At 47.8% G+C, this 14,115-nt stretch carries 9 protein-coding genes; 3 read left to right on the forward strand and 6 right to left on the reverse strand.

The features are described 5' to 3' along the window. Window positions 1–89 precede the first annotated feature (89 nt). From ACHH0Z_RS24580 to ACHH0Z_RS24605, 6 genes are all read right to left on the reverse strand, one after another. A complete protein-coding gene (locus tag ACHH0Z_RS24580; RefSeq protein WP_395149603.1) occupies window positions 90–5,774 on the reverse strand; it encodes an SNF2-related protein in 5,685 nt (1,894 codons plus the stop codon). Window positions 5,775–5,829: 55 nt separating this feature from the next. Beyond that, window positions 5,830–7,176 (reverse strand): ParB/RepB/Spo0J family partition protein, encoded by a 1,347-nt coding sequence (locus ACHH0Z_RS24585; protein WP_045336878.1) that lies wholly within the window; start codon window positions 7,174–7,176, stop codon window positions 5,830–5,832. Further along, the gene (locus ACHH0Z_RS24590; protein ID WP_045336881.1) at window positions 7,169–8,236 is read right to left on the reverse strand and encodes a ParA family protein; all 1,068 of its coding nucleotides are present in this window, start codon (window positions 8,234–8,236) and stop codon (window positions 7,169–7,171) included. Before ACHH0Z_RS24590 ends, ACHH0Z_RS24585 begins: the two co-directional genes overlap by 8 nt. A 92-nt stretch (window positions 8,237–8,328) precedes the next feature. Then, the gene (locus tag ACHH0Z_RS24595; RefSeq protein ID WP_154816632.1) at window positions 8,329–8,499 is read right to left on the reverse strand and encodes a hypothetical protein; all 171 of its coding nucleotides are present in this window, start codon (window positions 8,497–8,499) and stop codon (window positions 8,329–8,331) included. Window positions 8,500–8,689: 190 nt separating this feature from the next. Continuing rightward, window positions 8,690–9,079: a hypothetical protein gene (locus tag ACHH0Z_RS24600; protein ID WP_045336883.1), complete on the reverse strand. Its 390-nt coding sequence runs from the start codon at window positions 9,077–9,079 to the stop codon at window positions 8,690–8,692. Next, window positions 9,076–11,124, reverse strand: a complete 2,049-nt coding sequence (locus ACHH0Z_RS24605) for a DNA topoisomerase 3 (RefSeq protein ID WP_045336885.1) — start codon at window positions 11,122–11,124, stop codon at window positions 9,076–9,078. Before ACHH0Z_RS24605 ends, ACHH0Z_RS24600 begins: the two co-directional genes overlap by 4 nt. A 76-nt stretch (window positions 11,125–11,200) precedes the next feature. Here ACHH0Z_RS24605 and ACHH0Z_RS24610 point away from each other — a divergent pair, with 76 nt between their 5' ends. From ACHH0Z_RS24610 to ACHH0Z_RS24620, 3 genes are read left to right on the forward strand one after another with little or no spacing between them, the layout of a single operon-like run. Beyond that, window positions 11,201–12,352 carry a hypothetical protein gene (locus tag ACHH0Z_RS24610; RefSeq protein WP_045336888.1) on the forward strand — a complete coding sequence of 384 codons (1,152 nt, stop codon included), beginning with the start codon at window positions 11,201–11,203 and terminating at the stop codon, window positions 12,350–12,352. Continuing rightward, window positions 12,345–13,409: a DsbC family protein gene (locus ACHH0Z_RS24615; RefSeq protein WP_052672938.1), complete on the forward strand. Its 1,065-nt coding sequence runs from the start codon at window positions 12,345–12,347 to the stop codon at window positions 13,407–13,409. Before ACHH0Z_RS24610 ends, ACHH0Z_RS24615 begins: the two co-directional genes overlap by 8 nt. After that, window positions 13,406–14,026 carry a CHC2 zinc finger domain-containing protein gene (locus ACHH0Z_RS24620; RefSeq protein ID WP_395149604.1) on the forward strand — a complete coding sequence of 207 codons (621 nt, stop codon included), beginning with the start codon at window positions 13,406–13,408 and terminating at the stop codon, window positions 14,024–14,026. Before ACHH0Z_RS24615 ends, ACHH0Z_RS24620 begins: the two co-directional genes overlap by 4 nt. Window positions 14,027–14,115 lie beyond the last annotated feature (89 nt).

The following is a 14,115-nucleotide window of genomic DNA, read 5'->3' on the forward strand; positions in this document are numbered from 1 at the left end:
CTGGAGGTTCATCAGGCGCGGAACTCATCAAGGCGCGGGAATAAAATCCCATTCAGACGCCGGATAGATTCAAGCAAGCCAACTTGTCGTCAAAATCGGTGTTGCAAAAACGGGAGTGACCATAGATCCGTATTGGTGTGATCGTCGGTCTCTTCAGGCGGTTGGAAATCCAGTTCTATTAACTCTCCTTCTGCGGGCTCCTTGGCCGGGGCGGCCGCTACTGGTTTACTCTCAAAAGCTGCGCTGGACGGTTGCCAGGTCGAAATATACTCTTCATCATCCTGCATACGTTTGAGTTCCGCCATTACCTCTATGGAGTCCTGGCGAAGCGCATCAAGATAGGCTTTCTGCGGATAGTCACCACTGATAGCCTCCTTAGCAACATCCAGATCCTTTTTGAGACGCTCGATATTCGCGACACACCTTGATTCCGAATTTACTGAGTCGCTCAGAAGATTATCGAGTCGTACAAAGAGTCCGGTAGGACTGAACGAGTCGCCGGCACTATAGCGAATTTCCATCCCTTCGATGCTGAGTTTCTGACCATCAGCGCGCTCAATAACGAAGTGCGTATAAAGACCCTTTGCGTTTGAACCGGCTCTGACGCACAACTTCAGGCCGCGATAAACGCCTACGTAAACCGGATCACGAACATCAAGCGCCATGTTGTCGACCGATTTACGCATTTTGTCTTTCAGGTAGGTTTCCAGCAGCTCAACTGCATTTTCGGGAAGCTTTACGTCGTCTGCTTTTCGCCAGTGGAACTTAGTAACGCCTGTATCAAGCCCCGATATCCCTTTATGCTGTTCAATGTAATGAAGGTCGTTGCGGATTGGCTCCAGTAGTGCTTCCAGCTCACTTATCTGCTGAGGAAGACGAGTAACGCTGGCTTCAAGTGAATGACGGCTACGCTGCCAGTTCCGGTACATCGTCTCTTGTTTTCGTTTGTCAGCGTCTATTTTCACCTGCAGGAAGATGAGCTGATTACCGGTGGCGCTGGCTTTCATTTCCGCTGCATTAGCCGCGTCGCCGGCAATATCCTCAATAATGCGGTCAGTCAGTGAACCGTTGCGGAATTGTTCAATGCCCCGCGCTTTAACCTCGATCGTTTGCCACATTCTGGCGTCGTAGGTTCGTTCTGTTGCGTAGCAGCATATCTCGAGCTCAAAGTTCTCTTTATCCTGCTCAAAGAACATGTTTCCCTGACGAATGCCGCGGCCATGGCGTTGCTCTAAATCTCTCGGGCGCCACGGGCAATCCAGGTCATGCAAGGCAACTAAACGACGTTGTACGTTGGTCCCTGCCCCCATTTTGGATGTTGACCCAATGAGAATACGCACGTCGCCGTTGTTAACCGAACGGAACAACTCCTGCCGCTTCTGGTCGTTCGTCGCATCGTGAATAAATTTAATTTCATTGGCGGGAATGCCGAGATCGATAAGCTTCTGACGCATATCGGCATAAACAGAGAATTTATCCGGATCGATACTCTCGCCCAGAATTTCATCCATCGAGAAGCTGTCTTCCGGTGCGGCCACTTCTGTTTCGGCATCATTGTTTGGCCTAGCGGTGAACTTACCTTTCGGCGTAGACAGATCGCAGAAAACCAGCTGTGTTCCTTTACGGTAAGTGTTCTCTTCCCATATTTTGTGAATACGACGGACAGCTTCGTTTACCTTACTGCCTTCGTCGTCCGGGGCGTGCGGGTCTACCAGGCGGAAGTCGAGTGCTGCGATTCTGGCATCATGAGTAACTTTCAGGGCGTTATCGATACGCGGATCTTTAGGCATGTTCTCCATGCGATAAATAATCGAGCCCGGATTCCAGTCTTTGATTTCACGGCCAAGGTTGTCCAGCGCGGGACGTCCGGTAGTGGCATCAATAACGGTCTCCATTTCCCCCATAAACTGAGCCTGGAGACGCGAGCGCGGGACTATCACTGATGTGGGTTTCCCACCCTTTAACTTCGGTACCAGACGTCCAGTACCGTCTGCCAGCGCCTGATTGGCTAAATCAGCATGGGTTACTACATCTGCGAATGAGCGGTACATGCGCATTAATTCAGGAACGTTCGTGAACTTGGCAAATCGGGCATTGAGGCGATAATTCACACCTGTTGCATCCAGCTCCCAGCCTGTTACTACCTGTCCGAATGTGGAGGACCAGCTGTCAAACGCTGCGATATTCTTGCTCTTAAGTTCATCGTACTGCATATAGCGTTGCAGGGTATAAAGCTCAGCAAGGGAATTGCTGATAGGGGTGCCGGTGTAAAAATACACACCTTTCCCATCGCGTTTCTTCTGGATCCAGCGACACTTGAGGAACAGGTCCATGGCTTTTTCAGAGCCCTGCAGGTTACCCAGGCCTGCAATACGCGTCTGTGACGTTACGATGGCCAGATTTTTAAATTCATCGGCTTCATCGACAAACAGCGCATCAACACCCAGCTGATCGAAGGTAAGTAGATCGTCCTTCTTGCCGGTGTCAGAGATTTTTTTGATTTTCTCTTCAAGCCGCTTTTTCTGCTTTTCCATCTGTTTAACAGACGGATCCCTTGAACCAAGCGACTGTTTGAAGTCCCTTAGCGACTGGCTGATATCATCAACCTGCTCTTTAAGGAATGCAGATTCATCTTCCGGGGACAGAGATAAAAACTTAAAGGAAGAGTGACCGAGAATAACAGCATCGAAATCACCGGTGGCTATCGTCGCGAAAAGCCGTTTACGGTTATCCTTTTCAAAATCGGACTGCTCTGCAACGAGAACGTTGGCGCCTGGGTACAGCTTATAGAACTCGTCTTTCCACTGGCCCAGTAAATGGTTCGGAACGATAACGAGAGGTTTGTTGACCAAACCCATACGCCGTTGTTCCATGATTGTCGCTATAGCAGTTAAGGTTTTACCGGCACCAACGACATGATCTCCCAGGCCACATCCCTCCTGGATGCCTCGCCAGATTGCATTTTTTTGGGTACCACGAAGCTTAATATCTCCACTTGCCTGAGGAAGAGTAAGATGGGAGCCATCGTAGGTTCCTGGTACATGGGTGTTGAACCTGTCGTTATATCGCCTTGCCAGCCTCTCTCTTCGTTCCGGGTCGGTCCATATCCAGTCAGTGAACTCGTTTGCAATTTGCTCGGCCTTTCCTTGAGCAGCAAGAGTTTCTTCCTGATTCACCTTGTAAATAGGAGAGCCGTCGTCATTGAAACCAGCAACGTCTTTGACTTGTACCGGGGTGTTGTTAAAGAGTCGGTCAAGAATCTCAAGGGCATCCATTCTTTGGGTGCCCCAGGTATTTTCGAGCAGATCTTTATTGCCCCCTTTGAATTTCGTTATCCATTTGCCAGCTGGAGGGACATAAAGAGCACTGCACTCTTTATCGGCGATGCCAAGGTGGCCAACGATAAATGCCTGAATATCCTTTTGCGGTAGCCAGGTGCTGACCAGTTGAACAGATATGTCGATGGCATCAATATCAGCAGGTAAGCTGGACTGGAGAGCTTCAGCACTTACCTGCAGCTCACTGAGCAAAAGGTCTGTGTCAACCGAGAGAAATTTTTCAGCTGCCTCTGGCTTGAATCTCTGACGCAGGAACGTATCACGAGTCTGTTCTGTTAACGCGTGGATGCCTTCGATAATCCCCCTGGTTCTTTCCAGTTTGAGCTTAACGTTACCGGAAAGGAATGTCTCTGCAGTCTCGTATTCAAGGGTTAATGGGTTTCTGTAAACCAACCCAGATAAATCCCTCAGAGCGACCTCAGGCTCGACTGAGGCAAGGTCTGAGATACGATCGATATCAACGCGGCCACTTTCGTTCAGGCAGATTACAAGCGCGTCTTTTACCGTTTCGGCCGAACGCTCAAGTGTGTTTGGCTTGTTAACGCGTTTAGTGAATATGGCTGCTTTTCTGGCAGAAGGCTTACGAGGGACAGTTCCTTCTTTATCAGCCATCACTTTGGTGACGCCCTTATCGTATTCTACTTCTAGCGACTGAAGTAAGGGATACGCGGGGTCAGTTTTGAGGACTCCCTTATTCGAACGGCTTGAAATGAAGTCATAATTCTTAACGTGCCGGTCATATAGCTTATTCAGTTCACGGCGCACTGCGTCCATTTCTGCCTGGGACGTTGTCTCCTGGGTTTCAAGTTGAATGAGTCGCATGAGGGTATCGCGAATTTTTATTGCGCTACGAATGCGATCGTTTTCTGCAGTGGAGCGAGGGACATAATATTCGTAGTCACCCTTGCCCAGCATGTCGGGTTTTCGAATACCGATCTTATCGTCAGGGGTAACAAAGAAACTATCAACTTTGATACCAGTATCCGTGAAGTCCACCTCCGGGCGAGCGTCAGCAACTTCATCGTCCGCAACGGTTGTTTTTGATGTAAAACAGTTGCGCGGCAGGACTGAAAAACGGTTGTTGATCTCGGCTCTGAGATCCAGTCCCGACTCAGCTACGCATTGAGGTGAATGACCAAATGCATTCGATTCGAGCTGCATATTGCCGATAATTTGCTCGGGGTGGTTCACATACCAGGAGTTGACTTCGAATGACTCACCGGTTTTGGGACAACGCATGAACCCAGTATCCACCCAACTACGGTCTGGTTCTTCGCCGGGCCTGGCCTTCTGCAGGAAGACAATATCAGTTGTAACTTCCGTAAGCGCATTCTGGCGGAATGCGTTATTTGGTAAGCGAATGGCCCCAAGGAAATGAGCTCGGTCGGCAAGGTACTCCCGGTGGTCACTTTTCTTTGAGTCCATAAAGAATCGGCTAACCACCATTGCCGAAATACCGCCCTCCCGGAGAGAATCCAGGCTCTTGGCCATGAAAAAGTTGTGAATTGAAAAGCGGCTTATTGCAGGGTTTCGTGAATCGTTTACCCTGAAATCACCAAAAGGCGGGTTGCCAACAGCAATATCAAAGTATCCTTCAGGGGATCGGAAGTCCTCAAATCCTTGCTTTATCGTTGTAAATTTAGGATAAAGTTGGCGAGATATTCTCGATGATATTGAATCAAGTTCGTTCAGAGTCATTTCGGCTTTGAACGGAAGTTTACCTGCAAAGTGGCCTATCCCGGCTGCAGGTTCGAGAATACGAACACCATCGTCTACGCCAAGACGACCAAGGGCATCATAAATGCCATCAATAACCTCAGGAGCGGTGTAGTGGGCGTTGAGTGTTGAAGCGCGTGCCGCTTCATAATCGGCGGAAGGAAGAAGCTCTAATAACTTGTTGTATTCACTCTCCCAGTCCGTATTAGTTTCGTCGAAGGCCTGAGGAATGCCACCCCATCCTACATAACGGGCCAGAATGCTTTGTTCGGTCGGCGTTGCCTGGCGCTTTTCTGCTTCCAGTTTGTGCAGAAGTTCAAGCGCCGCAATATTATCCCTGTACTTTGTCTTGGCACCGCCGGCGCCAATATCTTGAACGCTGCTTAATCTGAAATTATCAGGTTGGTACTGACTCCCTGAAGCTCCAGCTGCTCCTGTTCGCTCATCCCCTGATTCGTGTTCTCTGCCAGGGCGTTGATCTCCTGGTCCTGTTGGTTGATCAGTGTCGAGTAAAGAACCAGGAATCCTTTCGCTTCCAGCATTTGCAGTTCCGCTGGCTGGTTCACCGCCCAACGGGCCAGAATTTTCCAGCCCTGGCTCATCAAGGAGCGATCTCTCTGAAGTTGTTTGATGGTCTCCGGTGAGAGAATTCTTGCTGCTGTGGTTGTGTGACTTTCGTTCCCGATTATCATTTGTTGGCTCCTCAACTTTTTTGGTCATATAACCCTCTTTATTCCAGTTGGTACGTATTAACTGGAATGATGAGGGTTAGTAGTTATTTAGTCAATGAAGCATGATGCAGGGTGCAGTCACTGATTGGTACCTGCATCTCTGGCATTCCTTCGCGTTCCCGGCAGAAAACGTGGACTTCTCCATTTTCTACAATGCTTGGCTTATCAATTAGCTCGAAAACGTCATCGTCAATTTTGACGTAAAACGTAACTTTTTGAATGCCAGCGTTCTGGGGTTCTTTGCTTGCAGTCTGCATGGGCGCTTTGATATCCGCATGCGGTGTACCGTTGTTATCAGTCTGCAGGGGCGCTTTGTTCTCCGGCTGCTGAGTACCGCTATTGTCATTCTGCAGGGGCGCTTCATTATCCGGCTGCTGAGTACCGCTATTGTCATTCTGCAGGGGCGCTTCATAATCCGGCTGCTGAGTAGCGCTATTGACATCCAGCTGGGGCTCTTCATTATCCGGCTGCTGAATACCGCTATTGTCATTCTGCAGGGGCGATTCATTAGCCGGCAGTTGAGTACCGCTATTTTCATTCAGCTGGGGCGCTTCGTTCTCCGGCTGCTGAGTGCCGTTATTGTCATTCAGCTCGGACGCTTTGTTCTCCGGCTGCTGAGTGCCGCTGCTGTCAGTCTGCTGAGCGCTCTTTCCTTTTATGGCTTTAAGGAACTCCTGAGCCTCACTACGACTCAGCTCACCTTTACTGCGAGCCTCATCTACCAGTTCGAGGCCAGATTCTCTCGATACGGCAAAAACACTGGTTATGATGTTCAGGGTCTCGATGTAAGTGACGATGCCATCTTCCATCAGGTTTCGAACCTCTTCAGGCATTTCCAGAAGCTTGAGGTGCTTTGAAACATACGCAGCGGGTCGTCCAATGCCTTCGGCTATCTGACCCGGTTTAAGATTAAACAGATCGCGCATATTACCGAGCTCTTCCGCCATTTCCATAGGGGTAAGAGGTTCGCGTTGATCGTTCTCTTTGATCTGTTCAAATCTAACTTTTAGCTGTTCAGGTGCCAGTTTTGCATCAGCAACTACTTCTTGTGGAACCACTTTTTTCTGGCGGTTAAGGATAATAGCCAGGACTGGTTCGTTATTTAAAACAGCTGCTCGCCAGCGCCTTTCGCCGGTTTTGATCTGATGCCGACCGTCTGCATCAGCTGGATAAACGGTTATGGCCTGAATTTGCTGGCGACCTTTCATTGAAGAAGCCAGGTTCTCAATGTTTATGAATTTTTTTCGAGCCTGGGCAACGCTGTAGACTTTTTCATGGGGTAGCCAGTCCAGAGTGAACTCTTCTTCCTTCTGCGTTGTACCGCGGATGAGCTGAGAGATCAGCGCATCCTTTTTTCCACCCCCGATGGAATCTTTGAAGTTCTTAGCCATGGATTCCTTCCTCTTCAACCTTAATACGGCGCAGTAATTCCTGAGACAGCTGGGTAAACTGCAAAGTCGTCTCAGACTTAGGTGCGTACTCGATCAGAGGAACACCGATAGCCTGTGACTCAACAATACTGGTTGCCAGTTTAAGAGCCGGAGAAAGCATCAGATCGCCATACTGTTCTTCCAGTAATTCGCGGTAGTTCTCCTGAATACGCAGCAGTTCGTTATCTTTCCTGCTGGTATAGGTGATTTTGTTGACAACGATACCCAGCAGCGTCAGATCGGTATTGAATACATTTTTCGTATTCATGGCCGTGCGCAGCTGATAGGTAATACCTTTCTTTGAAAATCTGGCGAGTTCGGTCGGGATAACAAGCCAGTCAGCAGAACGGTGTGCCGCTGCCAGAGCATTACCAAAGCTCGGTAATGTATCAAGAATTACCAGGTCAAAATCTTCCTGAAGCTTATTAATGCTTTCGTGGAAGTTGCTGATCACTGATTCCGGGTCACCAAGCTGAATGTCTGCAAGATCGAGGCTTGAACCTACCAGATAAAGGTTGTCGCTAATCTGTAAGGGGTTAACTGCAACATTGCTCTGGAACATGTTCCAGACGTGAGCAGGGCCCGGTGAAAATTCGTCCCCGTCCGGATCGGCGAGAATTTCAGAAGGGAAATCCTGGTCTTCACGGTAATATTGCTCAGTCAGGTTACCCTGAGGGTCCATGTCGATAACCAGAACCCTGTACCCCATATTGGCGAAAATTGACGCAATGATTGCGACAAGCGAGGTTTTACCGACACCACCTTTCTGCGAGCTGATCGATATGACTTTTTTCTTCGGGAAATAGAGACCAGCGTTATTGCGGTCCAGCTCATGGCCAGAAATGTTTTCAAGCTTGTGCCAGACCTCAGCTGGCATTTCACGATACCCCTTAGTACCTGGCGCCGCTACATAGCTCAGGATTGAGCGTTCAGTGATCCCAAGAGCTTTTGCCAGAGCCTTCCAGGTCATACCGTTGGAAAGCTTGAGGTTACGAAGAGCCTGTTCCTGTGCTGAAATCATTACGTTGAATCCTTATTAAACTTAGCTGTATGCCGCCAGTGTGAACTGGCGACAGACTTAAAATTTTCGTATACGAAATTTTGGGTGAGGGGTTAGCCAGCGGTGGCCATGTTGCGTGAGCGTCGTGCATTCATACGCTGAAGAACAAGGTCACGTGAGGGCTTAGCACCGAAAAACTGAGTGAGCTGTGCGTTAGTCATCACCGGGCACCAGGAACGGCTTTTATTGTCGCGGGAAAGTGCTACAATCTGAGACAGTTTCATTGAAATCTCCTTCAGTGAAATTTGACGAGAAGAGTTCTTGGCGGAGGTCTTCTTGTCAGTGTAGTTAGTGTGTAGTTGATGTTTTACATACTACACACTAACTACACACACCGCAAGGCTAACTACACTCAAATTTTGTCTTACTTCACAACTTTTTTTGCTACTCCCCTACTTTCAAATACTTACCCGCTTAGTTTTGTGAATCTACGACCGGCAAACTAATATTTTCGGCGCCATAAACCTTCCGGATTGTGTTGATCAGCATGTCAGAACGCTGAATGCTGTCGCAGATAAAAAGAAGGAATCGCTTATCCAGTTTGTAGTACTGAGCAACAAATGCGCGTATCTCACGTGTTGAAAAATCACGTCGAAGATGTACGAGAAGCGTATCTTCAGCAACCGTATCGGCGCAGCTCACTCCTTTACTGGCAAAGAATTTATGAACCGTTTCTTCTACTACAGGTAAAACAACTGGGGACGTGCCAACCCAACCGCTTGGCGAGCAAATGAATGGCAGCGGTTCCGGGCTGGTATCGGTTTTTAACAAAAACACCTGGATAGTTGTTCCAAAATCGGTCATTTTTTTGGCCCTTTTCGCTTTGCCGGTGCCTTTTTGTCACTCTTCACCAGCTCTGGTTTCCCCTTTACGTCATTAAAAGATTTCTTACATTCGGGGTAACCGGTACAACCCCAGAAGAAATCACCATCTTTCTTTTTAATACGGCGAAGGATTTTCCCGCAATCCGGGCATTTGGGAATAACCTTATCAAGATTAATAGTGGCCAGATCCCCAGTAAAAATTTCCCGCAATTTTTCCACCATTTCAGATCGGAAACTATCAAGCGATAATTTTCTGTCCGCAATAGCTTCCAGCTGCTGTTCCATATACGCCGTGTTCTCCACGCTTTTTACAGCTGCAGGAAGAATCGTGAGAACAGCCTTTCCTAACTCCGTAATCCGGATTTGTTTGCCCTTTTTGACTACGTAGTTGCGGTCAAACAACGTTTTAATAATCGCTGCCCGGGTGGCATCCGTACCGATCCCACAGGTATTTTTCAGCACCCGCTTCATATCAATATCTTTAACAAGAGACGAACAGTTCGTCATAATCGCGATAAGCGTGGCGTCAGTGTAATACCGCGGTGGCTTCGTTTTTTGCTTCAGGATCGTAAGAGAATCAAAGATAACTTCAGTACCGGCTGGAAGCTCAGGAATCTCCTGCGAATCTTCGTTTTCGCCAGCGTCTTCGTCTTTCGCTGGACGTAAGTACTCAAGCCAGCCAGGGTTTGTCAAAGTTGACCCCTTGGCCATAAAGATGTCGTTGCCTTCGGAGGAATGAATTTCCAGAGAGACTTTCCGGTATTCAGCCGGTGGCATGAACTGGATGATGAAAGAGTCGCGAATGAGGGTATAAGCCTTCAGCTCGTCGCCAGTGAGTTGGGTTAAATCACCACGATGACTGGTTGGTATCAGACCATAGTGGGCACCTACCTTGCTATCATCCCAGGCATCCGAGCGCAAAGATGTGTCGAGGCCGTCAATGGTTTCGGAAATTGAAGGGTCCATCGCCTTAAGCGAATCAAGCGTCGCCTGCAGGTTTTCAAGTTCGCCGGTCGGAAGATAACGGCATGACGTTCGAGGGTAACTCACCAGGTGGTGTGTATCGTAAAGAGCCTGAAGTAAGCTCAGCGTCTTCTCTGGAGAGAAACCGAATTTGTTAGCGCATTCAATTTGTGCTTCTGAAAGGTTGTATGGAAGGAAAGGCTTCTCGCTGGCATTGTTGGCGGAACAACGAACAACTGTCCCTGACGCGCCCTTAAGGTTTTTCTCTCTTTCTTTCGCAGGCTCAATATCGAGAAGTAATTTTTCGGGATTTAGCAGATCTCCAGGTACCAGCCACTGACCGCTAAATGAAGTTTCCGCAGCAGTAAAAGAGGCTTTGAGACGGTAGTGGTCCTTACTGACGAAATTAGCGATCTCCTCTTCCCGTACACCAATGATGTTAAGCGCTGCGCTTTGCACCCTTCCTGCCGACAGGACAGCATTCATTCCCTGCTGCTTGCCCAGAATTGTAGCCATACGGGTTAAGTTCATCCCGTATAACCAGTCTACTTGTGCCCGCGCCAGGCCTGCATAATACAGAGGCATACCAGTGGTGCCGTCAAAGGTAGAATTCACGGTTTTTTGGAGCGAGGCTTTGTCCATTGCGGTGATATTCACCCTGTGTACTGGTTTCGTATAGTTGCAATAAACCAGTAGTTCTCGACCAATCACCTCCCCTTCGCGATCAAAGTCAGTGGCAAGGACGATTTCATCAGCCTGCTCGATCAGCTTTTTGACTTTAAAGAACTGACTTTTGGCGGCTTCGAAATTCGTAACAGCTTTGCGCCATTTCTCCGGCACGATAGGTAATGTTTTCAGATCCCAGGTTTTGAACTGCTCGGAATACTCTTCAGGTTGAAAATCCCGAAGCAAATGACCGAAGGCCCAGGTGAATTTGATATTACCGTCCGCAGAAATGTATGCACCTTCTGCATGGCTTTTATTGCCAGAAAATCCCATCGCGTCGGCAAAGGCCGCTGCAACCTTCGGCTTTTCAGCAATCCAGACTACCAACTTTCCCATCATTTATCCTTGGTTGTACTGTAAGGTTAGTTCCGTATAATACGCATTATGTGTAATTTTTAAAAGTGGGTGTTTTATGGCTAATGATGGTCAGGGAAGCAGCTCTGATGACAGCATGTGGATCGTGTTCATTATGATTTTCATAATTTTCGGTCTGCCGGTGATCATTTGGAATATGAATCACACCAAGTTCAGCTACTGGGGATTGTTTTTTGCCTGGAAGCAGCTCGCAATTGTTGACTGGCCATTCCTGCCCTGGGTGCAGGAACTAAGGGCAGAAATAGCCGCTCAGGCAGCAAGGCCGTCAGTGGTTTCGTTCGTGGATGTTTTCTGGAGGATGACACAGGCAGGCGTTATCTGTGGCTGGCTACCGGTCTTGGTAACCGTTTATACGATAAGAACAACGATACGCCATCGTTCTGAGAAAATCCGCAGGGCAATCACGGTTAACACTTTGCCAGAAATAATGTCGGTGCACTGCCCTGCTGTAATTCCAGTTGGATACTATGGTGATCTGATGAATGAAAATGTTCCCGGCCATGAAAGTCGAGAACATCCAGCAGAATATGCAAGACGTAACAAGCTTATCAGTAATAATGAGCTTGATGTTGAGAAAACCCGTTCAGTGCTACTGAATCAACTCGGTAGCAAGATTCAAACGCTTGCTGACCTAACCATATATGAGCAAGCACTGTTTGCTATTTTTGCAAGCCGTGTCTTTGATACTTTCGAAAATAACTGGAAAGCTCAGGATATGCTCGACAGGCTTAATCGTTCTTGTCATTCGGGAAAATGGAAAGGAATGCCAGGCTATCCCGACTTCTCTGTTATTAATTCGGAGATAAAAAACTATATGAATGTTCCTGAAGCGAAGGAACTGATTCAATATTTCCAGTACAGCTCAACATTTCTACATATGCTCCATTTAAAAGCGATGGAGCGAGGCAAGCTCGTGAGCTCTAACTTCCGCTGGTTAAAAGGCATCGACAGAGGCCTGTGGTATGTACTCAATGCCACTGGCCGAAGGGTTCCCTGCATAGAAAGTCTGATACAAATTCAAACTTATCGCACTGAGCATCTTGCATGGAAACAAGGGTTGAGACTGGTCGACCCACCTGTTGACCAATGTATCGACGCTTTGCGCTTAGTTCTTATTAAAGAAGGTGTACTGCCAAAACCGGCTGTACCAGTTGAAAATAATTCCTCTGAGGAAACAGATAATGTCTAAATTTACTGAGGCCATGAACATTCTGTTCGCAAAAAAGAATATTGTGTTTGGCAATACATCTTTCGAGCAAAAAAGCGAAGATGTACTACAGCTTTGTGATGGGGGTAATCGTTGGAGTATAGACCCTTCTGAACTAGGTGTTATTTATGTCAACGAGAATATTGGTGATATATCAGAAAGTCAGTTGGTTATTGGTTTTGCAGGTAACAGTTCGGTACATATTTATCTTAAAGATAGCTATGAGTTAAACGAAAAAAAATTAAACTATCTTTTAGATCTAAAACGAAATGGTTGTAAAAAAGGGTTTGCGTCGAAAATTGGAGTCGCGGGTCTCTTAACAATCACAAATTCTATACTTGTCCTTTTAACGGCCATGATGCTGTTTAATACCGCAACCGGTAGCGAAGGGCATAAAAGGATAGATGATACCGTTACCCCAAATCACACGGTTGCATCAGAATCAACTGGTGGCGTTCCGATTACTCAAAATCAGCCCTCTTCTTCGACGCTAAATTTGAGCCCTGAGCAGCAACTACGTGCTCGTAATGAGCAGCTGACCCAACCTAATCCTGAACTGGCAGCACTCCTTCAAAAAGGCGTCAATGCCGGTGATTACTCATTCACCCTAGGAGATCCGTTAAAGCAGACGGATAAAGGGACTTTGTATGTGTTTTCCGACCCGCTTTGCCCGCGATGCCAGGATCTTGAGCCACTATTGGAAAAGCTGTCAGCTGATTATCGAATCCAGGTATTTCCGGTTTCGGTCGTAGGTAATTCTGCCACGATTGAGGCTTCTTCTCGTCTGGTTAAATCGGTGTTGTGTGAAGCGCCGGAAGCTCGTTCAGCGGCCTGGCAGAAAATCATGCGGGACCCAAATGCGCCAACGGCAGATTGTGAGGCAGGACCGATCGCGCTGAAAAATAACATTGATACTTTCCACGCCTACAATTTTATCGGAACGCCAGCGCTTGTAAGAGCCGATGGGGCATCATTTGACCTCACGAAGAGAAAAAGTGCTGAGTCTGTTACTCATTGGTTAGATGAGGCCGCGAAATGAATATCCCGGTCTCTATCCTTAATGGGATAAAAGACAATATTCAGCTTTCTGAGATCATTGGAGAGAAAGTTAAGCTTCTGAAAAAGGGAAAAGTCCATAAGGGACTTTGTCCCTTTCATGATGATAAGAACCCATCCTTCGTTGTGGATGATTCGAAAGCACGCTTCCGGTGCTGGGGATGCGGTGAATCAGGGGATGTTTTTGACTGGTTAAAGAAGACCGAACATGATCATTTCCCCGGCGCGGTCCGTAAACTCGCAGCCCGGATTGGAATGATTATTCCAGAGACAGAACAGAGTTCGGAAATAACCGATAAGTCTATGTTTAAGGTTTTGTATGCAGCACAAAACCTATATACCGGTGGATTGAGTCGAAATCCACCGGCTGCCGACTATTTAAAATCTCGCGGTATAACAGACAAAACCTGCAAGGAGTGGGGATTGGGTGTTGTGGCAAGTGGGATAGCACCCTCTATGTTGAAACGGTTTACCCAGGAAGATCTCCTGGGGACGGGTATTACGGCGATATCAGGCGATGGAAGTGTGTATGAACGCCTGCGCCAACGAATCACCATTCCCGTTGACCTGCCCCCACGATTAGATACAACACTCAGTTAGTAACGTCGGAATCTTCATTCTCAGAATGACCCTTTCTCCAGCCCGCTGCAAATTCAGACGGTGTCTGATAATTCAGCGTGGAGTGCGGG

Origin of the sequence: Enterobacter cloacae complex sp. 2024EL-00227 (genome assembly GCF_043945315.1) — a bacterium.
Classification (GTDB): Bacteria; Pseudomonadota; Gammaproteobacteria; order Enterobacterales; family Enterobacteriaceae; genus Enterobacter; species Enterobacter roggenkampii.